The sequence below is a fragment of the Spirochaetota bacterium genome (assembly GCA_038043445.1).
In the GTDB taxonomy this organism is placed as follows: Bacteria; Spirochaetota; Brachyspiria; order Brachyspirales; family JACRPF01; genus JBBTBY01.
Genome location: JBBTBY010000170.1, coordinates 1 through 21268, shown reverse-complemented (window position 1 = coordinate 21268; position 21268 = coordinate 1). Strand labels below are relative to the sequence as shown.

At 55.6% G+C, this 21268-nt stretch carries 23 protein-coding genes; 7 read left to right on the top strand and 16 right to left on the bottom strand.

The annotated features are described in order from the left end of the window. Nucleotides 1–294: SpoIIE family protein phosphatase (locus AABZ39_20760; protein ID MEK6797219.1), on the top strand; the 294-nt coding region annotated here is incomplete at its 5' end. 144 nt (nucleotides 295–438) lie between these two features. Here the strand turns inward: AABZ39_20760 and prfB are convergent. The 14 genes from prfB to galE form a co-directional block, all read right to left on the bottom strand. Further along, nucleotides 439–1555 (bottom strand): peptide chain release factor 2 gene (prfB, locus tag AABZ39_20755; protein MEK6797218.1). Its coding sequence is split into 2 segments (ribosomal slippage): nucleotides 439–1482 and nucleotides 1484–1555, totalling 1116 coding nucleotides; the frame shifts between segments, so codons are not numbered across the junction. A gap of 30 nt (nucleotides 1556–1585) precedes the next feature. Next, entirely contained in the window at nucleotides 1586–1933 is a 348-nt protein-coding gene (locus AABZ39_20750) for a PilZ domain-containing protein (protein ID MEK6797217.1), read from the bottom strand. After that, nucleotides 1923–2330 carry a secondary thiamine-phosphate synthase enzyme YjbQ gene (locus tag AABZ39_20745; protein MEK6797216.1) on the bottom strand — a complete coding sequence of 136 codons (408 nt, stop codon included), beginning with the start codon at nucleotides 2328–2330 and terminating at the stop codon, nucleotides 1923–1925. The genes AABZ39_20750 and AABZ39_20745 overlap by 11 nt, the downstream gene beginning before the upstream one ends. A 4-nt stretch (nucleotides 2331–2334) precedes the next feature. Next, on the bottom strand, nucleotides 2335–3171 hold the full coding sequence (locus tag AABZ39_20740) for a hypothetical protein (GenBank protein MEK6797215.1): 837 nt from the start codon (nucleotides 3169–3171) through the stop codon (nucleotides 2335–2337). Continuing rightward, nucleotides 3168–3635 carry a transcription elongation factor GreA gene (gene greA / locus AABZ39_20735; GenBank protein MEK6797214.1) on the bottom strand — a complete coding sequence of 156 codons (468 nt, stop codon included), beginning with the start codon at nucleotides 3633–3635 and terminating at the stop codon, nucleotides 3168–3170. Before greA ends, AABZ39_20740 begins: the two co-directional genes overlap by 4 nt. Nucleotides 3636–3668: 33 nt before the next feature. After that, nucleotides 3669–4310, bottom strand: coding sequence for a Crp/Fnr family transcriptional regulator (locus AABZ39_20730; protein MEK6797213.1), 642 nt, complete (start codon nucleotides 4308–4310; stop codon nucleotides 3669–3671). A gap of 3 nt (nucleotides 4311–4313) precedes the next feature. After that, the gene (locus tag AABZ39_20725) at nucleotides 4314–5483 is read right to left on the bottom strand and encodes a tetratricopeptide repeat protein (GenBank protein MEK6797212.1); all 1170 of its coding nucleotides are present in this window, start codon (nucleotides 5481–5483) and stop codon (nucleotides 4314–4316) included. Between the two features lie 15 nt (nucleotides 5484–5498). Beyond that, a complete protein-coding gene (locus AABZ39_20720) occupies nucleotides 5499–6704 on the bottom strand; it encodes an amidohydrolase family protein (protein MEK6797211.1) in 1206 nt (401 codons plus the stop codon). A 3-nt stretch (nucleotides 6705–6707) separates the two neighbouring features. Next, nucleotides 6708–7220: an adenine phosphoribosyltransferase gene (locus AABZ39_20715; GenBank protein ID MEK6797210.1), complete on the bottom strand. Its 513-nt coding sequence runs from the start codon at nucleotides 7218–7220 to the stop codon at nucleotides 6708–6710. A gap of 107 nt (nucleotides 7221–7327) precedes the next feature. Beyond that, nucleotides 7328–8056 carry an FtsQ-type POTRA domain-containing protein gene (locus AABZ39_20710; protein MEK6797209.1) on the bottom strand — a complete coding sequence of 243 codons (729 nt, stop codon included), beginning with the start codon at nucleotides 8054–8056 and terminating at the stop codon, nucleotides 7328–7330. Next, on the bottom strand, nucleotides 8053–9048 hold the full coding sequence (locus tag AABZ39_20705; protein MEK6797208.1) for a tetratricopeptide repeat protein: 996 nt from the start codon (nucleotides 9046–9048) through the stop codon (nucleotides 8053–8055). The genes AABZ39_20710 and AABZ39_20705 overlap by 4 nt, the downstream gene beginning before the upstream one ends. After that, entirely contained in the window at nucleotides 9045–9722 is a 678-nt protein-coding gene (locus tag AABZ39_20700) for an HAD-IB family hydrolase (GenBank protein MEK6797207.1), read from the bottom strand. The genes AABZ39_20705 and AABZ39_20700 overlap by 4 nt, the downstream gene beginning before the upstream one ends. Then, nucleotides 9700–10647: a CsgG/HfaB family protein gene (locus AABZ39_20695; protein MEK6797206.1), complete on the bottom strand. Its 948-nt coding sequence runs from the start codon at nucleotides 10645–10647 to the stop codon at nucleotides 9700–9702. Before AABZ39_20695 ends, AABZ39_20700 begins: the two co-directional genes overlap by 23 nt. Before the next feature lie 9 nt (nucleotides 10648–10656). Beyond that, nucleotides 10657–11646, bottom strand: a complete 990-nt coding sequence (gene galE / locus AABZ39_20690) for a UDP-glucose 4-epimerase GalE (protein ID MEK6797205.1) — start codon at nucleotides 11644–11646, stop codon at nucleotides 10657–10659. 291 nt (nucleotides 11647–11937) lie between these two features. Here galE and AABZ39_20685 point away from each other — a divergent pair, with 291 nt between their 5' ends. The 6 genes from AABZ39_20685 to AABZ39_20660 all read left to right on the top strand — a co-directional run bounded on the left by AABZ39_20685 (nucleotide 11938) and on the right by AABZ39_20660 (nucleotide 17996). Next, nucleotides 11938–12135 (top strand): hypothetical protein, encoded by a 198-nt coding sequence (locus AABZ39_20685; GenBank protein ID MEK6797204.1) that lies wholly within the window; start codon nucleotides 11938–11940, stop codon nucleotides 12133–12135. 376 nt (nucleotides 12136–12511) lie between these two features. Further along, nucleotides 12512–13420, top strand: coding sequence for a hypothetical protein (locus AABZ39_20680; protein MEK6797203.1), 909 nt, complete (start codon nucleotides 12512–12514; stop codon nucleotides 13418–13420). Between the two features lie 95 nt (nucleotides 13421–13515). Next, nucleotides 13516–15753 carry a chemotaxis protein CheA gene (locus AABZ39_20675; protein ID MEK6797202.1) on the top strand — a complete coding sequence of 746 codons (2238 nt, stop codon included), beginning with the start codon at nucleotides 13516–13518 and terminating at the stop codon, nucleotides 15751–15753. Beyond that, nucleotides 15750–16640, top strand: a complete 891-nt coding sequence (locus tag AABZ39_20670; GenBank protein ID MEK6797201.1) for a M28 family peptidase — start codon at nucleotides 15750–15752, stop codon at nucleotides 16638–16640. The genes AABZ39_20675 and AABZ39_20670 overlap by 4 nt, the downstream gene beginning before the upstream one ends. A gap of 7 nt (nucleotides 16641–16647) precedes the next feature. Beyond that, nucleotides 16648–17094, top strand: a complete 447-nt coding sequence (locus AABZ39_20665; protein ID MEK6797200.1) for a YbaB/EbfC family nucleoid-associated protein — start codon at nucleotides 16648–16650, stop codon at nucleotides 17092–17094. A gap of 242 nt (nucleotides 17095–17336) precedes the next feature. Beyond that, complete coding sequence (locus AABZ39_20660; protein MEK6797199.1) at nucleotides 17337–17996, top strand: hypothetical protein; 660 nt, start codon at nucleotides 17337–17339, stop codon at nucleotides 17994–17996. 63 nt (nucleotides 17997–18059) lie between these two features. Here the strand turns inward: AABZ39_20660 and AABZ39_20655 are convergent, their stop codons facing one another. Both AABZ39_20655 and AABZ39_20650 read right to left on the bottom strand, forming a co-directional pair. Further along, nucleotides 18060–20249, bottom strand: a complete 2190-nt coding sequence (locus AABZ39_20655; GenBank protein ID MEK6797198.1) for a hypothetical protein — start codon at nucleotides 20247–20249, stop codon at nucleotides 18060–18062. A 33-nt stretch (nucleotides 20250–20282) separates the two neighbouring features. Next, nucleotides 20283–21268 (bottom strand): uroporphyrinogen decarboxylase family protein (locus tag AABZ39_20650; GenBank protein MEK6797197.1); only part of this gene is annotated, 986 nt, incomplete at its 5' end.

Below are 21268 nucleotides of genomic sequence, written 5' to 3'. Positions count from 1 at the left end.
CATGAAGGCATGATAGAATTCTTTGAAGAAACGAACCGTGAGTACCATATTGCCTTGGAGGCCGGTGATACGTTCGTGCTTTTTACCGACTGCCTTATCGAAACGAAGTCCGCCGACGGGAAGGAATTCGGCATCGACGGTATATCGCAGGTGATGTGCGATGCGCCCGCTTCCGAACCCGCGAGCGATATTGTCAAACGTATCGTGGCGGCGCATACCGCACACCGCGGCGGCGCGCCGCTTTCCGACGATCTCACCGTCGTCGTCGTTACGGTGCATAGCGACGTCCCCTGACCGCGGACTATCGGCCCCGATAATGCGTGTATTCTCCCGCTGTGCTATCGCCGATAGTCGAGCGGGGGCGTGCCTGCTGCACATGAGTATTTCAGTGAGGTGCGTATGCGGCACGGCATCCGGAGATCCGACGCGTACGATATCCTACGACGATGACCTCTCCGATACGCCCATTTTGAGATACGCGTATATGAATTCCTCTATCTTCCCGTCCATTACCGACTGTATATTGCCCACTTCGTGGTCGGTGCGCAGGTCCTTTACCATCTGATACGGCTGGAACACATAGCTTCGTATCTGATGCCCCCAGGCGATATCCTTTTTTTCGCCGGCAATGGCCGCTTTTTCCATATCCTGTTTTTCTTTTGCCGCCTGATAGAGCTTTGCCTTCAACATGCTCATCGCGCGGTCCTTGTTCTGGTACTGACTGCGTTCGTTCTGGCAGGTAACGACGATATTCGTCGGTATATGCGTGATGCGTATCGCCGAGGATGTTTTATTCACTTTCTGTCCGCCGGCACCCGATGCGCGGTAGGTGTCCACCCGTATGTCAGCAGGGTTTATCTCTATGTCGATGCTGTCGTCGAGTTCCGGCATGGCGGCAACCGCGGCGAACGATGTGTGGCGGCGCGCATTGGAATCGAACGGTGATATGCGCACAAGGCGGTGCACGCCTATCTCCGCGCGCAGATACCCGTACGCATAGGGGCCCGCGATGTAGAGCTCGACCTTGCGTATACCCGCTTCGTCGCCCGGCATCTCGTCGACCAATTCGATGGAGAAGCCCTTTGATTCGCAGAAGCGCATGTACATGCGGAGCAGCATCGATACCCAGTCGCACGATTCGGTACCGCCGGCGCCGGCGTTTATCGAGAAGTACGCATTGTTGCGGTCGAATTCCCCTGAGAAGAGATTGCGCGTCTCGATGACCTTGTATGCGGCGCGTATCGTGAGGAATTCCTTCTCTATCTCCGCTTCCATCGATGCGTCGTTCTCCGCTTTCGCGAGCGTCATGAGCTCGGTGAGGTTGCCGATGTCGGTGAACACCGCATCAACAGGCGCTATCGAATCGATGAGGGTGGTGCGCTCCTGCATGAGCTTCTGCGCCCTGGCGTTATCGTTCCAGAAGTCGGCCGTTTCTGAGAGCGTATCTATCTCGCGTACGCGCGCATGTATGCGGTCCGGGTCAAAGATACCCCCGGAGCACGGTCAATTCATTTTTTATCTGTGCGAGTTGTTCAGTTATCTCATTGACGGTCATTGGTTCTTCCTTGGCGGGGATTACGGTCCTTCAGCGGATGACTTTCGGCGGGCGTTTCATCGAGCCGTGCTGCTCGACTATCTGTGTTATGAATTCGGCCTCATCGCTCGTGAGCTGTCCGAATTTGATGTACAGTTCCTTGCCGGTCACGCGTTTCACTTCGCCGGAGAGATGAAAGTGATGGTCGAACGCATCGAAGCTGATATCGACCTTGTCGCCTTCGAAATATCCTGCGGACGATACAACGCCGATGCCGAGGACGGAGAGGTCCATGAGCTGCGCAGCGCTCTTATGCCCGGAGTCGGTCTCGATCTGCACTTCCTTGCCGTTGAAATACACGCGCGGACGCTGGCGCCGCGGATCGACGTTAAACGGCATGGGGGGCTCCCGCTACCTGCACATAGACGGTGCGGCTGCGCGGTCCGTCGAATTCGCAGAAATAGATGCCCTGCCAGGTGCCGAGCGCCATCGTGCCGTCCTCGATGATCACCTGTTCGCTCGCGCCGATAAGCGATGACATGATGTGTGCCTGGGAATTCCCCTCGCTGTGGCGATAGGCGTTGTCCCGCGGGGCTACCCTGTCCACCGTCCGCACGATGTCGGAGACGACGTCGGGGTCGGCATTCTCGTTTATCGTTATCGCGGCGGTGGTGTGCGGTGCGAAGACGAGGGCGATGCCGTTCCTGACCGTGCTCTTCGCTATCGCATCGCGTACGGCGCTCGTGATATCGATCATCGCAACGCGTGCATTCGTTTTTACCGGGAAGGCGATCATGCAGTTACGCCGCCTTCTGCCAGGGGTTGCGGTGATAATTGAGCGCGACCTGCTTGAGGAATTCCATCGTCTGCGTATGGTCGATGTTCACCGCGAGCATGAAACGCGCGTAGCTGTCAAAGCGTTTTATCTCACCCAATGCCTTCTTGTATTCGGGGGAAAGCGCCTCGCCGACGACGACGAGACGGGTATCGGATCCCTTGTACGTGCGGACAAGCTCCTCGTGGCTGTCGACGACATGGACATCGGAGGCTGACATGTCGGGGGAGACGACGAGGCGGTTCGCATCGCGCCGGCCGACGAGCGTGGTGACGAGGTCGGAGTTCTTGTAAAATCGCTTGAGATAATCGTCGCCGCGGGGGCGAAGATCGATGAGCACGATGATGCCCACTTCGTTGGGGCGGTACGCGTAGGGGCGACGCTGATCGAGCTCTCGGGATATGTTCGCCCATGTCTCGCGCGTTATCGTTTCGCCGTAGGGGATGAGCACTTCTTTGCCTTTCGCGTCGGTGATGTCCTCGGCCGCGATGAGATACCGTTTGCGTTCGCATACGGATGATACGCGTTCGAGTATATCGCACATATGGTCGATGACGGCGGGTGTTTCCACGGCATAGGGCTTTCGGTACGCGGCGGGGTTGACGCGTGAGAGCGCCGCTATCCCTTCGGCCGACGAGAGGACATCGATGGTCACCGCACCGCTTGCGGCGAACGATCCGGCTATCGACGGATTCACCTTCGTCCCGGCGGGGGCCAGCGCCCTGCCGTCGCCGCTTACCGCCTGCGCACGGAGCGTGAAGGACGCGCCCGAGGAGATGATATCGCTTACCGCCGCTTTCATACGTTCACGCTGATGCCTATTATCGTGTATTTCTTCTCGCCGGCGGGCACGCGTATGACCACGGTGTCGCCCTGCTTTCTTGTGAGGAGGCCCTTTGCTATCGGCGTCGTCACGGTTATCTCGTTCTTCGAAATATCGGCTTCCGATTCCCCAACGATATGATAGGTTATTTCCTCGCCGTTCTCCGTGTTCCTGAGCTTCACGGTCTTGCCGAACGTGATGATATCCTTGGGGAGCGTTGCCGGGTCGATGATCTGCATGTTCGTCAGGTCCGTCTCTATCTTCGCGATATGTGCCTGGAGCATGCCCTGCCGTTCGCGTGCGGCATGATATTCCGCGTTCTCCGAGAGGTCGCCGCGTGCGCGCGCCTCGGCGATTATCGCCGGCATGCGGGCGAATTCATCCTTGAGGCTTTTGAGCTTTTCCTTAAGCCGCTGGTACCCGTCTTTTGTGATCGGCAGCATACGTCCCGTCCTTACCTTCGATCGATGTGCGCGTTACTGTTTCTTATTGCGTTTCATGTCGATCATGCGCTGGAATTCATTGAGATTCTTCACCACGATGCGCTTCTCGAATATCTCGAGCTTGCCGGTCTTCAGGAAATTCGCGAGGAGCTTCTGCGCCTCGGCCGGGGCAAGCCCGCACCAGTTCGCAACGTCCTCGATGGTCGCCGAGAATTCCTGCTCATGCACGTACTGATCGCGCGGGATGTTCGCCTGTTCCGCGAACATGAGGAGGCAGTCCGCCACACGGTATTCCGGTTCCGGGAGCTGCAGTATCATGAGCCGGCGCTTCGCATCGAATATCCGTTTGGAGAAGACCTTAAGGAGCTTCAGCGCAAGGGCGGGGTTGCCCTTGAGTATTATCTCGAAATTCTCCTTCGTGAATTCGAGGAGGCGCGAGCGTTCCGCGGCTATGGCAGTGGCGCTTCGGGGCTGCTGCTCGAGTATGGCCATCTCGCCGAAGATGTCGCCGGGGAGCAGTATGTCGATGTTCTTTTCGATATCACCGATGATCTTGACGATCTTGACCTTGCCCGTCTGTATCAGATAGAATTTATCGCCGGGTTCGTACTCTAAGAAGATTATCTCGCTGGCATCCCATACCTTCGCGTATTTGTCGAATATTGAAAGGTCCATCGGTTACATCTTCCCTTTGACCGCTTCAAGGAGCTTGCCCGCGCGCCGTGTGAAATCGTCCTTGGGCGTCATCTGCGATACCTTGGTGTAGTAGGCGGCGGCCTTCTGCATCTGTCCCATATCCTCGTGTACCTGTCCGATGACGATGATGCCCTCGCGCATGGTCTCTGAATCCGGATATTTTTTCACGAAGTCGGCGAGTGCGCCCACCGACTCGGGATATTTCTTCATCTTGTGAAGGCAGCGCCCGATCTCAAAATACGATTTCTCTATGAGCGGGAAATCGGCCGTCGGCACCTGCTTCTGCACCGTCACTTCCTTGAACGCGGCGAGCGCCTCGGCATATTTTCCCTGCGAGAACATGCTGAGCCCGTTATAATATCCCTTTTTAATATCGAACGGTTCCGCCTTCGGCGCGGGCTTCGGTGCGGCGGTGGGCACATCGTCGAAATTGAAAGCTGCGGAAGGGCTCGCCTTCGGCGCATCCGCCGGGGTGTCGAAATCGATGCCGATGCTCGGCGCTTCGGATGCGGTGGGGCCAAGTCCGAAATCATCGCTCGGTGCGTCGCCGGATATCGATATCGACGGCGCTTCCTCTTCGCGTGCCGCCATCTCGGCCTGAGACAGTTCCATGCCGAGACTTGCCTTGCATTCGGCCATCTTCTTGCGCGCAACTGCCGCGAACTGAGCGCTATCGCCGGCATACTGAAGATAGCGTGTGTACGCGTATATCGCTTCCTTGTACCGTTTCTTTCCCAAATAGACCTCTCCGACCTTGAATATCTCGAGTTCCGAACTTGAGATATCGCCCGTATCGGTGAGTATCGACCGCGCTTTCCTGTTGATGCGGCGGAGCTGATTGGAGAATACCTTGAGCATCTTGATGATGATGCCGGTGCTCTGATTGACGAGTGATTCGAATTCGATGGGGGTAAGGAGGACGACGGATGAGTTGGACAATACCTGCATGGTCTCTTCCTGCGGGTAGAAACCGAGCACGCTTTTTACCCCGAAGAATTCGCCTACTTTGACTATTTCCCGGGTCTCTTCGCCGGTCTCCACGGAGAGATGTATGCTCTGCACTACGCCCTGCTTGAGGATATAGACGTACTGTGCCTTGTCACCGACGAAGTAGATGACGGAACCGGTTTTATAGACTCGCGCTTGCGGCATTGTTGACCCTGTTCCTTAATATATCGGCAGAAACGGCAGTTCTTTTGAATACCCTGCCGAAGTGCGTATCCGTGAAAGAAGCCCGGTGATGTCGTATGACGTCACTTTTGCTACTCCCGCGACCCGTATACGGGCATACTTCACCGAACATTGCTCGAACAGCGGTATGCACATTTCGTCGCCGTATACCGGACGCCCCTCATGAATGACAAGGCGAATATCACGCAATCCTGCATTAACTAAGGCCCGATAGCCGCCCGTGCCGTTCACGGCGATTATATCAGCTGTAGCGTTTTTTTCAAGGGTTCCAAGGCCCGTAAGCCTGAGCGCTTTTGCCGGGTTAACGGTTACCATGGCGACGATATCCCGGTCGGAGAGCGTTTCCCCGTACCGGGCGGCATAGGTATCGCGTGCGAAGCGCATTTCCTCGAGTATATTGATGCCGCCGGACATCGGCGAATCGGTGCCGAGCGAGACGTTTATGCCGTTCTTTCTCCATGCGCGCACGTCCCCCGTGCGGTCGAACATGAACATATTGGACGTCGGGCACCAGACGAGATGCGCCTGTGCGCGGGCAATGGCTTTGGTATCTGCCGCCGAAAGGGCGAGTCCATGGACAAGAACGGTATGATCGGAAAGCGCCTTATCGCGTATGAGCTTGTCTATGCCGCGCTTGCTTTCCTCATCGAACCCTTCCTCGATATGGGTGATGAACGGAATATCTTTCGCTACGGCCTTCGCATGCTCCTTTGCGACGCCATCGCCCCACTTCAAGTCGTATCGTGACACCTCATGGGCGAGGGCATAATCCCTGATGATACGGACGGGCATTTTCGGTATGAGCGGATCATTGAGCGTGTGCGGGACATGATCGGAAACGGTGAGCGCGCCGGATATGAGATTCCTGAACGAGCCGAGGAGATAGAGGTCCTCATTCGATATTTTCGAACGTTCCTTGTATACGTCGGAAGCCTTGAGGTCGATGTCCCATTCACGCCAGGTAGGGTAGGGGCCGTGCCCCACTTTCGGCCAATAGGTGCCGAGGAGATGATCATGCGCATTGATGAATGCGGGCGATATGGTCGTGTCTTTGAGCGGAAGATCGAATTCCGCTTTTTCATCGACCGCGTCGATGTTATTGCCGCGGACGCGAACCGACGAATCGGCCATGCATTCCGACGGAGTGACTATCGTTGCCCCGGAGAGCGAGTACGGTTCCATGCGTTAATACGTGATGAGCGATTCTATCCGATACCTCGATATCTTTTCGCGTCCCTTGAGGAAGCCGAGCTCGATGATGAAGCCGATGCCGGCCACAACGCCGCCGAGCTTTTCAACAAGTTCGGTCATCGCTGCGACCGTGCCGCCGGTAGCGATGAGATCATCGATGATAAGCACGCGCTGGCCTTTGGCGACGGCATCCGCATGTATCGCGATGGTATCGGTGCCGTATTCGAGTTCGTAGCTTACGGAGATATGCTTGTACGGGAGTTTTTTCGGTTTACGCACAGGCACGAAGCCCACGCCGAGCTCGTATGCCACCGGTGCGCCGACGAGGAATCCCCGCGCTTCCGCACCTGCCACCACATCTATCCTGTCGTTCTTGAATTTTCCCGCAAGGTCGCGTATCGACTGTGCGAATCCGGTCTTATCCTTCCAGAGCGGGGTTATATCTTTGAATATGATGCCGGGTTTCGGATAGTCGGGGACATCGCGTATCAATGTTGAGATATCCATGCGGACTCCTTGCCAGCGCTTGTCAGCGCTTGGCGCATGAACGGGACTGAGGTGAATAATATAGTATATGGGGCAAAATGCAATTAGAGACTGTTTCGTCCGGTGTATCAATAGTGTGTGCTGACCTGCCGTATCACCGCATCCTTGAACCTGAGATCGATGACCTCGGCGCGTTGGCGCTTTTCGCGGAGCATGACGAGTATGGCTTGGAGCTTCTTGAGCGTCTCCCGGTCGGCGGGGTTCTTGACAAGGGCGGTGAGCTTGAAATGGCGCGGATACACGCGTGCCTCATCGCCGGAATATGATATTTCGGAGATAATGTCGTAGAGCGCACGGTCGGTGCTCCGTAGCTCACCGAAAAGCGTTAGCGTCGTCAACAGCGTCGCATCGATGAACATGCCGTTGGAGAGCTCGGAGGGGAAACGGCTTATCACCGGCAGATCGAAGACATGCATCGAATCACGTATCGCATGACCGTCGGCGGATGCCTCGGCGAGCATGCGCTCCGTTCGCACTATCGCCACCGCCGTCCGTTCGCGGATGCGTATTATCACCGTGTCGGGGAATTTCTTGTGGATAGCGGCCACGGTTATGAGCGGGTCGCCTGTCTCCACGGCGCGTTTCACCGCCCCGGATGAAAGGAAGAGGAGGCTGTGACCCGCGCGTATGCCGGCGAGCGATACGACATGCGGCGCTTCAATGGTCTCGCAGCCTATCACCTCGATGCGGCTTATCACGAAAATCCCGTGGCGGAGCTTTACGAACGAGAACAATGACAGCACGATGACGCCGAGTACGATGAGCACGATGATGACGATGCGAAGCAATGGGTTCATGCGATGTGCTCCGAGCGTGCGGTGAGCGAGGCGAGTATCTTTTTCGAGAGCGCGGCGAGCGATTCCGAATACGGGTGTGAGCTTGAGAACGTCGCCTCCACGATGCGCGTCCCGTAGCTGTGGCCGGCAAGCGCGTAGAACACCTCGCCGTCTTTTTCCGCGGCAATGAAGGCCATGCGTGCGATGCGCTCGGCGCCCTTCGTCTCCTCGGAGAGCGGGCTCACGACCCGTATCGACCGCCGTGCGGTCCGGAACGTCTCCATCTCGCCGGCGAGCGTTGCCGCCGAGCCGCTTCGTATCGATATGAGGAGCATCGAGCGTTTGTCCCCCGACTGTACGCGTACGACATTCCCGTCGAGACCGGAATCCCAGTCCTCGGGCACGGATACGGTGAAGAGTGCGGGTGTTACCGGAAGGGTTATGAGCTTCCCGTAGGACATGTTCGCCGTACGCCGGTTGATATGATCGATATAGGCCGCCACGCGGACGTCCTTCGATCGCAGGGCCTTTGCTTTTGCGAATGCGTCAAGCGCGTCGGTGTCCCGCCCCGATTCGGTATAAGTCACCCCGAGGTTCACCCACGCGGTCGCATCGTCCTTGTCTATGGCTATCGCCTTCTTATACCGCCGCTCGGCGAGCTCGTGGTCCTTGCCCATCGATGCGATGATGCCGAGATTGCCCCAGACAAAGGCGTTCTGCTCATCGACGCGTACGGATTCGGTGAAATGTTTCTCGGCGAGCGGTATGTTCCCGTCGGTGAGGTAGAGCCAGCCGAGCGTCTCAAGCGCCTTTGCGCTCCGCGGGTTCACGCGGTACGCATCGCTCGCGGCAACGGTGGCCGAGGCGTAATCTTCCTTTTCGATATACACATCGGAGAGCGCGAGATAGCCGTCCGCATCCCTGGGGTTGGCACGCACATGGTCAAGGGCGCGTGTGAGCGCTTCTGGTGTTTTGCCCGCCTTAAGGAGCGCATCTATCTCGTCATTTATCATCGGCGTTCCCAGCGTACGATGGAGTATCCGTTCGATGCCGCCAGGCGCGTGAGCGCGGTGCCGGGATTGACGGCGATGCCATTTTTCACGAGCGAAAGCATGGGCGCGTCGGTCACGCTGTCCCCGTACGCGTATGAGCGTGCGAGATCGATGCCCGTCATGAACCGCTCGGTGCGAAGGCGGAGCACTTTCTCGTTCCCGCGGCAGTTCTTCCCGTAGAGCGTTCCCGTTATCGTGTTCCCGTGGCGCCAGAGCACGCTGCCGATGACATGATCGAAACCAAGATCGCGCGCGATATGCGTGAGATAGAACTCATACGATGCGCTCACGAGCACGAGGATATGCCCTTTGGCACGGTGACGCGCTATCGCGGCAAGCGCATCGGGGAGATAGAGCGGCTTCACCGTCAGCGCGAAATCCTCTCCGAGCGATGCGAGATCGTCCGCGTTCTCGCCGCGGAATATCGAGCTCATGATGCGCTTCATGCGCTCGTTTGAGATGATGCGCGGTACGGCGAGGAGCGATGCGAGCACGGCGCCGATGATGCGCGGTATGCGTGCGGGGCGGCGTTTTGCATAGAACGACAGGAACGGGATGATGGTATCGATATGGGTTATCGTATTGTCAAGATCGAACAATACAGCGGGGCGTTTATTCGGTTTTCTTTTCTTCATCGATGTTCTTCCGGATGATGCGCAGGGAATCGCCTTTCTGGAACGGCTTGATCTGCGTGATCACTTTTGCGCGCGAGAAGCTCGCCGCTTTCACTTCGACGATCTCTATTTCTCCGACGTCGATGTCGCGGTAGCCGAGCACGGCCTTTGTCCTGTCGTCGAGAATGGCCTCCCCGCGGCGGTACACGGCGAACCGGTAGCCCGCGCGTATGTTCGCATCGAACCCGACGTTCACATACATCGAGGAGCCGTCGACGAGCATGATGCGCGCATCGACCGGCGTCACTTCCACGGGGAAGATGCGGTTGAACTGGGCGGCGAAATCGGTTACACAGGTCACCGTCGCCTGTCCGATGATCGTGCGCTTGTACGCGTCCGAACCGAAGCGCGCCTTTTCCAGACGCGACATGAGCGAACCGGCATCGATATTCTCGCTTTCGCTCGGTCCGCCGAGTATGGTAAGCCCCACATCGACGCTGTGTATGAACCCTTTCGCTTCAAGTATTTTCAGCTGATTGTCGGCAACGCGGAGCGTTTTTATGGTGCATCGCACGATGCTGTTGTAGTAGACGCCGCCGCCGATGCCCGGCGAGATAAGGCCGGTGCCGCGCACCGCGAATTCATTGATGACGCCGTGTATGACGTACCGGGCGCCGACCGACTTCCCCATCTCGGCGAGCTTGCCGGCATCGTCGAGCTTTTTCGTGTCCGTGCCGTACAGTGAGAAGAGGTTCTTCTCGATGACATTGAATTTCCCGCTCACGGTCAGTTCTTCGTTGAACATCGATGTCAGGCCGCTCGAGATATTCCATATCCCGCTGTATTCCGTGCCGTTGAAGAAACGCAGGAGCAGCACGGTATCCTTCGCGGGGAGCGTTGCAGCGGCGGTGATCGCTGTGAGAACGATGGCAAAAATACGTTTCATCGATTATCCTCAGCGGTCATTGTATCCCTTCGGGTTGTTCTTGTGCCAGTTCCACGCCGAGCCGATGATGGTTTTGAGGTCATGAAAGCGCGGCTTCCATCCGAATTCCTTTTTCACCTTGTCGCTTCCGGCAACAAGCGTGGCCGGGTCCCCGGCGCGGCGTGCGACGGTCTCCGCCGGTATCGCGTGACCCGTCACCTCTCGCGCAATGGCGATGACCTCTTTCACCGAGAAGCCTACCCCGTTGCCGAGATTGTACGTGCGGTTCTCGCCGCCGGAGAGGAGATGGTTGACCGCGAGCACATGGGCGCTCGCGAGATCGCTCACATGCACATAATCGCGTACGCAGCTCCCGTCCTTTGTGGGATAATCGTCGCCGAATATCTTTATCGACGGGCGCTTGCCGAGCGGTACCTGCAGAATGAGCGGAATGAGATGCGACTCCGGCGTATGGTCCTCACCGATATGGCCCTTCTCGTGCGCACCGCAGGCGTTGAAATAGCGGAGCACCACCGCGTTAAGCCCGTAGGCCTCGCCGTACCATTTCAGGATACGCTCGAAGGCGAGCTTCGTCTCACCGTAGGGATTCGTCGGCGCAGTGCGCTCATTCTCGGTGATAGGCACGGTCTCCGGCTGCCCGAACACCGCTGCTGTGGAGGAGAAGACGAATTTTTTCACGTTCGCGGCGAGCATGGCCTCGAGGAGCGTGAGCCCGCCGATGATATTGTTCTTGTAATACTTCTGCGGATTGGTGACGCTCTCTCCGACCTCGATGTACGCGCAGAAATGCATCACCGCATCGATGGAGTTCTCCGAGAACACGCGTTTGAGCAGCGCCGCATCGGCTATCGAACCCTGATAGAACTTATTGGCGAGCATGGCCTTCTTGTGGCCGTATTCGAGAGAGTCGATGATAACGACGTCTTTTCCCGCATCGAGGAGTTCCTGCACCGTATGCGAACCGATATATCCGGCGCCGCCGGCGACAAGTATGGCCATGAGGGAGATCTCCTTCGCGATCGATATCTTCCATTATAACCGCTTGCACCGGAATTGTCAAAAATCTATGGAGAATTATCTATGGAGACTGTTGCGAAAACACCGATCACCAGCTGCGAATAGGATTGCGAACGATATTACGTCATCGGGATCGCTGAGAACAAGGGGTCATGACCCCTTGTTCTTTCTTTGCGCAACACCTCAATATGCATCTTGACGATAGGCACAGCGGGGGATATACTGAAGGTGTCGGTGGGTGGTACTTATGAACATAATCATGCGGTCATGGTAATGAAAGGATCAGCGATCTTCCTGTCGGCTATCGCTGCTTTGCTTCTACTCAACTCCTGTGTGAACGACGTTACCGGCAGAACGAATCCCTACGATCCGCAGAACCCGAATTTTGTTTCCGGTAAGAATTGGTTCCAGTCGACGACGTCGGCATTCCTGCCTGCACGGGCGGCGGCATCATGCGTCGGTCGTGTTTAACGGCAAGATGTGGGTGATCTGCGGATTCGATGTCGGTTGGACAAAAGATGTCTGGTGGGCGTATTGACCTGAAGTCGGATTGGAACGGTAAAGGAGTAACGCTGAATCGAGCGCACTGGCACTGTCATCGAGCGTGAAGAGGGATAGACACGAATTGCACGAATAACCACGAATGATTCGTGGAAATTAGTGTAATTCGTGTCTGGCAGCTGATTCCGGCCTTTGCAATTATTTCGCTGCGTTACCATAATAGAAAGTCACACACTCTCCCGCTGGTGCGGTTGCGATGAATGCCGTCTGATGGTATTATTGGCAAATGCGAAAAAGATATATGATCATCGTTGGCTGTTCCATCTCACTCGCACTCATCTCCTGCATGAACGATACCATCGGCAGGACGAATTCCTATGATCCAGCGAACCCGAATTTCATCTCGGGCACGAACTGGTTCCGTGCGACTGCCGCCGCGGCATTCTCAGCGCGTCAAAACACCGCGGCGCTTGCCTATAACGGGAAGCTGTGGATAATCGCGGGGAGTAATACGGTCACAATGAACGACGTTTGGTATTCGACTGACGGGGCGGCTTGGGCTCAGGCGACTGCCGCTGCCTCATTCCCGCCGAGATGCGCGCATAACGCGCTCGTGTTCAATAGCAGGATGTGGGTCATCGGCGGGGATAATGCCGGCAACCTGAATGATGTCTGGTATTCGACTGACGGTGCAAGCTGGACGCAGGCGACCAGTAATGCGGCATTTACCGCCCGCAGATATTTTGCATCGGCGGTGTTCAAGAACAGCATGTGGGTCGTCGGCGGCAACGACGGGGTAGCAAAGAACGATGCCTGGTACTCATCCGACGGCGTAAATTGGACGCTGGCGACGAACAACGCAGGGTTTGCGATCCGGTCTTACCATCCGGTTGTAGTATATGATAACCGGATGTGGCTCATCGGCGGATTGGTCGGTGCTGCCGGAACGAATGACATCTGGTCAACGCCCGACGGTACGAATTGGACGTTGGTCACGTCCATGGCGGCATTTTCGGTGCGCTTTTCGCCGGCCGTTGTATTTAACAATAGGATGTGGGTCATCGGAGGGAGTACTACGGGAGTCACGAACGATATCTGGTATTCAACGGACGGTGTCGCCTGGAAAAATACGACCGTGGCCGCGGCGTTCACAGCACGCCAATCGCCCGCCTCGGCGGTTCTCAACAATAAAATGTGGATCTTTGCCGGGACCACGAATATGGTGAGATTCAACGATGTGTGGTGGGCCCATTAACGGAATGGGGCTTCCCTCGTGCGAGGAACGAATGTTCGGTGCACACTGTATTCACTGTGCTTGACGGTTAAAACACACTGGGATATACTACTGCCATGAGCGCTAAGGACGACGAATACATCCAATCGCTTCGCAAGGACTTCTTCGACGAAGCCTTCGAGATGATAGAACGTCTCGAGGAGAATATCCTCGTCCTTGAGAAGGACCATAATGATATGGCCGCGGTGAGCGAGATTTTCCGCGCGGTGCATACGCTCAAGGGGAGCGCCGGCGCCGTCGATCTTACGCCGATAGCGTCCTATGCGCATCATTTCGAGGACCTGCTCGATTCGCTTCGGGAAAAGAAGATATCGGTCGATGCCGATACGGTGGATATACTCCTCAAAGGGATAGATGTCCTCAAAGAGATGATACATACCGCCAATGACGGCAAGGATATCGTGCGCGACAGCAAGGCGGATTGTGCGGTGCTTGAGGAATTCAAGAGCGCGCGTCTTGCCGCGGGGTCGGGTGCGCCGGTTGCCGAGAGGAAGATCGATACGGCGGCACATGAGAAACGCGCCGTCCCCATCGATGATGCCGCGCGCGCGAAGATGAACGCCTGCATCGAAAAGGGGGCGCACATATACCGCGTGCATGTGTCGTTCCTCGCCGATTCGCTCATGAAGACGGTCGGCGGCGTGCAGGTCTATGTCGCGCTCAAGGAAATAGGCACGCTCATCGATTCCAATCCGCCGCTCAAGGAACTTGAAACGGATACGTTCTATCCGCATGTGACCTATCTGGTATGCTGCGACCGCTCAGCCGACGATGTCTCGCGCTACTGCGCCATCGCCGATGTTACGGAGCATATCCTCGTTGAGGAAGATTCCGCCGCCGTCGTGGATGCCGCTTCCCCGACGGATACCGGTGAGAAGAAGGATAAGGATGCGAAACGCCAGGCGAGCTACCTGCGCGTGGAGAACGAGCGCATCGATGAGATGCTCAATCAGGTGGGCGAGCTCGTCATCAATAAAAGCTCCTATCAGCGGTATGATGAGGGCTTTGCCGCATCGCTCGATCAGGTGAATATCGCTTCGAATCAGTTCAAGGCGTTCTTCCGCGAGATGATGAACGATTTCCTTTCACGGCTGGACGGTGTCGTCGATAAGAAGACGGCGAAGGAATTGAAGATCGCCTACAGCCAGCGCCTGAACGAGATGCTCAAGCAGATGTCCTCCGCGGGCGTATCGCTCAAGACCATCGTCGACCGCTTCCGCTCATCGTATCAGATGCTCGCGCGGGTGACCAACGAGCTTCAGGAAACGGTCATGAAGATACGCATGGTGCCGATATCCCAGATATTCAACCGCTTCCCGCGTCTCGTGCGCGACCTTTCGCGTGAGCTCGGCAAGGAGATAGAGCTCGTCATGATCGGCGAGGACACCGAACTCGATAAATCCGTCATTGAAATGCTCGTCGACCCGCTCATACATCTTGTTCGCAACTCCATCGATCACGGCATTGAGCCTGCTGCGGTGCGCACTGCCATGGGAAAAAAGGCCGCCGGTACGCTCACGCTTTCCGCTTCGCATGAGGGGAATTTCATCGTTGTCAAGATAATCGATGACGGTAAGGGCATCGACCTCGACAAGGTCCGCCAGAGCGCGGTGCATGCAGGATTCATCGCCGAGGATGCGCGCCTCTCCGAAAAAGAGACCATCGATCTCATATTCAATGCGGGGCTCTCGACCGCGGAAAAGGTCACGAGCGTCTCCGGGCGCGGCGTGGGCATGGATGTCGTCAAACAGAGCATCGACAAGATCAACGGCAGCATCGGTGTGGAGACCGCGAGGGGGCAGGGCTCCGTATTCACGCTTCGCATACCGCTGACGCTCGCCATCATCGAAGCGCTCGTTATTGAAGCGAGCGGGGAATTCTATTCCATTCCGGTGGGAAGCATAGTCGAGACCATGCGCATTACGAACGCGGATTTCATCAACGTGGAAGGCATGAACGTCATCGATCTTCGCGGCGAGTACATATCCGCCGTTGCGCTCAGGGACATATTCAATATCGGCGCGCGAAAGACCATCGTCGAATCGGAGACGATGTACGCGGTCATCATTATGTTCGAGGATAAGAAAGTGGCGCTCATCGTGGATAATCTCCTCGGCGAGCAGGACATCGTCATCAAGGCGCTGCGCGACCGCATATCGAACGCGCGCGGCGTGGCCGGTGCCACCATACTCGGCGACGGTACGATAAGCTTCATCCTCGATGTGCAGATGTTAGTCGAGCTCGGCGCACGCCGGGTACTTGCCGACCGCATGAAAGTGTCCGCGAACGGATGATACGCACCGCTTTCCTCGCGGCGGCGTTCTGTCTGCCGCTTATCGCAGCGTCGTTCTCCGGCGAAGTTGCATACGCCCATGTGAAGACGCAATGCGATATGGGTCCGCGTCATTACGGATCGACCTCGTATTTTTCACTGCGAAGTTACATCACCAATACGCTCAGTAAGGCCGGGCTTGCCCCGAAGACACATGCGTTCCGCTCGCCGTATTTCCCCGATCGACGCGGCGAGAATTATTTCGCGGTCATTCCCGGCGCGGGAGCGAAGTACATCATCTGCGCTGCGCATTATGATACGCGGAGCATAGCGGAAAAGGAACTGCTTCTCTCAAAGCGCGGCCCCATCGCAGGGGCGAATGACGGTGCGAGCGCGGTAGGAGTTCTCCTTGAGCTTGCGCGTGTGCTTCCCGGGAAAAAGCTGCCGTATCCGGTCATGCTCGTGTTCTTCGATATGGAAGATGACGGTTCATTCGCACGCTCATTCACCGATACCGACTGGATACAGGGTTCGCTCGCCTTCGCCGCACGGAGCGATATGACGAAAGCGAAGGTGCACTGCGGCATACTCCTCGATATGATCGGGAGCGATAAAGCGGTGTATCGATACGAGTCATACGCGTATTCGCGATACTCATCGCTGTACGCCGCTGTCTGGGACATGGCGCGGGCGATGGGATATTCGCAATTCGTAAAAGTCTCATCGGGCGAGATAATCGACGATCATATACCGTTCGCGGTGAAAGGCATCCCCTTCATCGACATCATCGATATGGGGTATGCCTGGCATCATACGCAGGGAGATACGCTCGATAAAATATCGAAGGAAGCGCTCTATCGCACGGGCTCGCTCATCGAACGCTTCGTGCAATCACCGCCGGCCTGGTAGGTACATAATGTTGGACGACATCGCAAAGAACCTGAACGCATTGACCGGCGGCATTCGTGATGCCGTACAGAACGGCGAGGAGCGCATCATCGAAGGAAGTTCCGCGGCGAACCATGTACGCGCGCGCATGTCGACGAGACTCTCGCTTAAAAGCATCGACATCGATACGTCGCTCATGACGCCGGAACGCAAGCTCATGCTCGAGGAGTTCATCGTCTCGACGGTGAACGATCTCATCCAAAAAGCGATCGAACAGATCGATGAGGAACGGCGGCGTGCCATGCAGAACGCCGCAGCGCGGATGATGTCATCGGTAACACCGGATATGATGAAGAACGTAACGGCGACCATCACGGGCAAGGACGGAAAGATCGCGATCACCGATCCCAAGGCTATCGAATCGATCACTGAGATGATAAAGAAACTCATGCCGGAGAAGCCGGAGAAAGAGTAATACGACATTTCTTGTGCCGACCGATTACGAAGCGCAGCCCTGAAGGGCAGCGCTGACGGCAAGGGAAGCGCCGACGGCCTGAAGGCCATCGGCTTGTGTGGTATTCTATTCCATTATGACGGGATAATGGCACGCGAGCCGTTTACGGCGAAGCGTGTTCTTCTTGCGGGAGTAGCGGTCGTTCACGCCCGCGTATGATCCTGCTATTGTCAGCGGATTGAAATTGAGATACTATTGATGTCATGATCGAAAACATACAACAGATATACTCCCTTGCGCCGTCGCTGACCGCCGCGTTCATTTGGGGTCTCTGCTCAGCCCTCGTACACGGCGTGCGTCATCTCGCCGCCATATCGTCCGTGGTCGGCATCATCGGCGGCATCGATCATGAGCGTGTCGCCGTACGACCGGCATTCATTTTCGGTGCCGGCGTGCTTGTCACCGGATTCATGTCGGGTGGGCTTATCGTTCTCGCTTCGTTCATTCCGTACGCGAGAACGGTATACGGTGCATTCGCCGCGGGCATGCTCTGCATCATCATCGGCTTCATTGCAGCACGCTTTATAGAGCGAAGAGGGCTCATCTCGGCGAAGCGTACCGGTACGCTCGCGACATTCCTTCTCGGCTTCTTCTACTGGCTCACCTTCGGGCGTTTCACGTTCCTCTTCCTCGCACCGGCGGTTGCGATAGCCATGCGCATGAGCAGGGCGAGCATCATTGGCGCGTTCCTCATCGTGTTCATGCATGCGGCGGGGTATGCGGCGGCGGTGTTCACTGCCGGGGCGTATCCGCGTGTTATTCGAGGGACGAGCACGATGACGACGTTCGCGAGGACGGCTATCTACGCAACGGTCGCCGCGCTGTTCGGGCTCTATCTTGTCGTCGGAATATTTTTATTGTGAGCCGGCTTTGCTGCGGTTCCCGTTCTCATCTTCCGCGTACGGGATCGCTTCTTGGATACACTTTCATCGGATATAGAAACCTGCACTTTTCGGCTGCATAGTAAGCGGTATTTTTTCATTCGTTTCCGTGCGTGTGCCGCTTATGACTTCGATCATACGGGAAGGTTCTTTCAGCCGGAGTTCATCATCGATGGTGACTTTTGGAAAAACGGCGATGAATCGGCTGTCGGCATATACGGTACAATTGAGCGGTGCGTACATATGACAGCCGGATGTTTCCGCGATCTTTCGCACATGTTCAGCTTTCATAAGCGGCATGGCAGAGTAGATATGCCGTCGCCCAGTATTCACCCTCGAAGCAACGGCGATGCCACCGTCCAAATACCGTGCGAGCGGTGTTTCGTCGTGAGGGCAGAGCACTTCCAGTAAGGGGAAATTGACCGCACTGTCCGCGGGCATGTTCATCTCACCTGTGTCATGCAGCAATCCATCCGCAGACGGCGTGATCGGCAGCCGTGCGCCGGAGCGTTCCTGAAAGGTGAACCCGGTTATCTCCCTTGCGTTCTGCAGCGAGAGCTTCGGCCCCAGAACCGCCGGGGCATAATTCCAAAGCAATGTCGCCTGTGTGGGGATCCGATCTTCGATCAAAGCCCATTGGCGATTTTCAATGACGAATGTATTCAAAAAAATAATAAGACGATATTGACTCATATCCAATGTCTCAAGATCTGCCAGCCGATACATATCGACCGGTGCTCCGCACAGGTTCGCCTCGCGCACATAGTCCTGCATGAGCATTTGATGGAAGGTGTGATTCATATTCTGGTGATACTGCGTTTCTTCGTCGACCACCAGGAGAATCTCGCTTATGCTTGCTCCTTTCGTCCGGCGTATATCATTCGCTGTTTTTTCAATTTTTGCGATCTCCTGCATGATATCAGGCGAATCGAACCAGCCGCCGCCGAGGTCCATCCACCAGAAACCTGAGCCATGCGCCATATTTTTGGCAAATTCCCGCCACATGACGGTGCGCGTTTCATCCATGGTGCTGCTCGGGAATTCTCTTCCTACGCCATGCGCGATATGCGTTCGATTATCGAGTTCATCCATCCATAATTTACGGCGATTGATCGACTGCGCCGGCCCTATCTCGCCGCCGCTCTCTCCCGCCTCGCATCGGCGGTACGATTTCGGTGCGGCAATGAAATCAACGTACTTGGAATTTAAAATGCGTTCAATACCGAGCCACCCGGAATACGACGCATTAAAACACTCGAGCATATATCCGTAAAAGCATCCGACAGGTTTATTACCGGTATGTGCCTTGACGAGTTTTCCGAAGTGTTCGATCGCATTCACATTTACATCGGACATGAAGAGATCATGATCGATGCACATGCGATCGTCCGCTCGGAGAAAATCCCGCAATGCAGAGGAGCTGTGCTGACGACGTTCAGGTGACGGCGGTTCGCAATTTTCGCGGTCAAGGCCCGGCATGCTCCACGCACTGCTCATGGCATCGATCGAACCGTACCGCGTCATGCCCCAATCGAAAAAAGCCCTGCGATTGTTGATGCCGTAGTCGCCGTGTTTACCGCTTGATCTTCCCCATAAGCAGGTTTCACCGCATGCCCCATACGCAATGTGATAGGCAATTAGCTGATTACCGTATGGCCCGTTCTCAAGATGATCGAGCAGACGCTGCAAGGCAATACCGGCATCGGAGAGCCATTTCTTTGACGAAAAACTTTGATTCGAGATGAGCCCGCCGACATTCGGACGATCATCGTTCCAGCCCCCGGCGGTATAATAACCGTTCGCCGATTCATACCCGAGATAATCATGTTTTTCGGTTCCGACAAGACTGCGTATCTCTTCCTTTGCGCGCGGGCCGTTGTAATACACAAAAACATCCTCGGGGTTCTGCTTTCCCCAGTCGAGCGGAACGTTGAGTTTTATCCTTGGGATATAAAAGATGTCAGGATTGCCTTTGAGTACGGCGTCGAGCACACGGTCGGTGAGCTCATAGTCGTAGCGGTCAACGCCTATCCATCCGTTGAACAGTATTGACGTATGGATTTTTACGCCTGCATCGGCAAAGTCGCGGTGGAATTTTGAAAAGCGGTCAAAGTTCTCGAAGAACACAATAGGTTTGCCAATCTTGTCCATGCGTGGCGGGTCGTAGCAGAACCCGAGTTTTGACCAGAATACGGAATGGTCATGCAGGAATGCAATGGCATCGTTCGATCTCATACAGATACTCCCGGAATTATTTCAGATCAAAGGTCATTGATTATATTTTTCTACCGCCTCAAAATAGGCATGCACGTTTTCTACGGGGATGCAATCCTGAATGGTATGTGAAGCGCCGATGATATAGCGTCCGTGAGCACCAAGCGTACGTATGGTTATTTTTACTGCGTTGTCGACATCCTTCGGCGTGCCATTCTGCATGACGCCCTGCACGCCGACGCCGCCATAGAATGTCAGATCGGAACCGAATTCATCTGCAAGATCTTCGATCGGCATGGTCTCCGGCTGTATAGGATTCAGGCAATCGACCCCTGTTTCGATGTAATCTTTAATGATACTGCGGCAGTCGCCGCAACAGTGATGGATGACATACAATCCGGCGGACTTATACAGGTCATTTAATATCTTTTGTCTCGGCTTGATAAGTTTTCTCCAGACATCGGGATTTATTACAAGACCTTTCTGCAGCGCAACATCGTCGCCGGTATTTACGGCATTCACCCCGCAGGCAATATATTTTCTTGCAAGGGCAAGCTGATATTCGAGCAATTGGTCAAGCAGGTATTCGACTTCATTCTGGTTTATCATCATGTCGACAAGCCCGTCTTCAAATCCGCGCAGGAAGCGGTATTTGTTGAAGAAGGTGCCCGATGCCTGGTTCGCTGCCAAAAAAGATGAACCATTCAGTTTTGCTATCTGCGAGACTGCCTCGTCAAAGGAGTACTCTGTCTGGACATCAGGAAATTGGTATTTTTTAATATCTTCAATATTTTTGATCGGCGCAGCAGTGTTGATCGCACCGATATCTCCCGGCTCGCTTTTCCAGCCCACACCGAATTCATCATACCAGCCGGCTTCACTATCGGGCTTTTTTGTTTCGCCCGTATATTTGCAGCTTGGCATCTGGAACGAGCCGTTCGGGTTCTGCAAATTCCACAATTCATCCGGAGATACCCCATAATGAGCAATATATTTTTTCTGCGCAAAGCTGCTCATCCACGTCATGACCGGAAAACGAT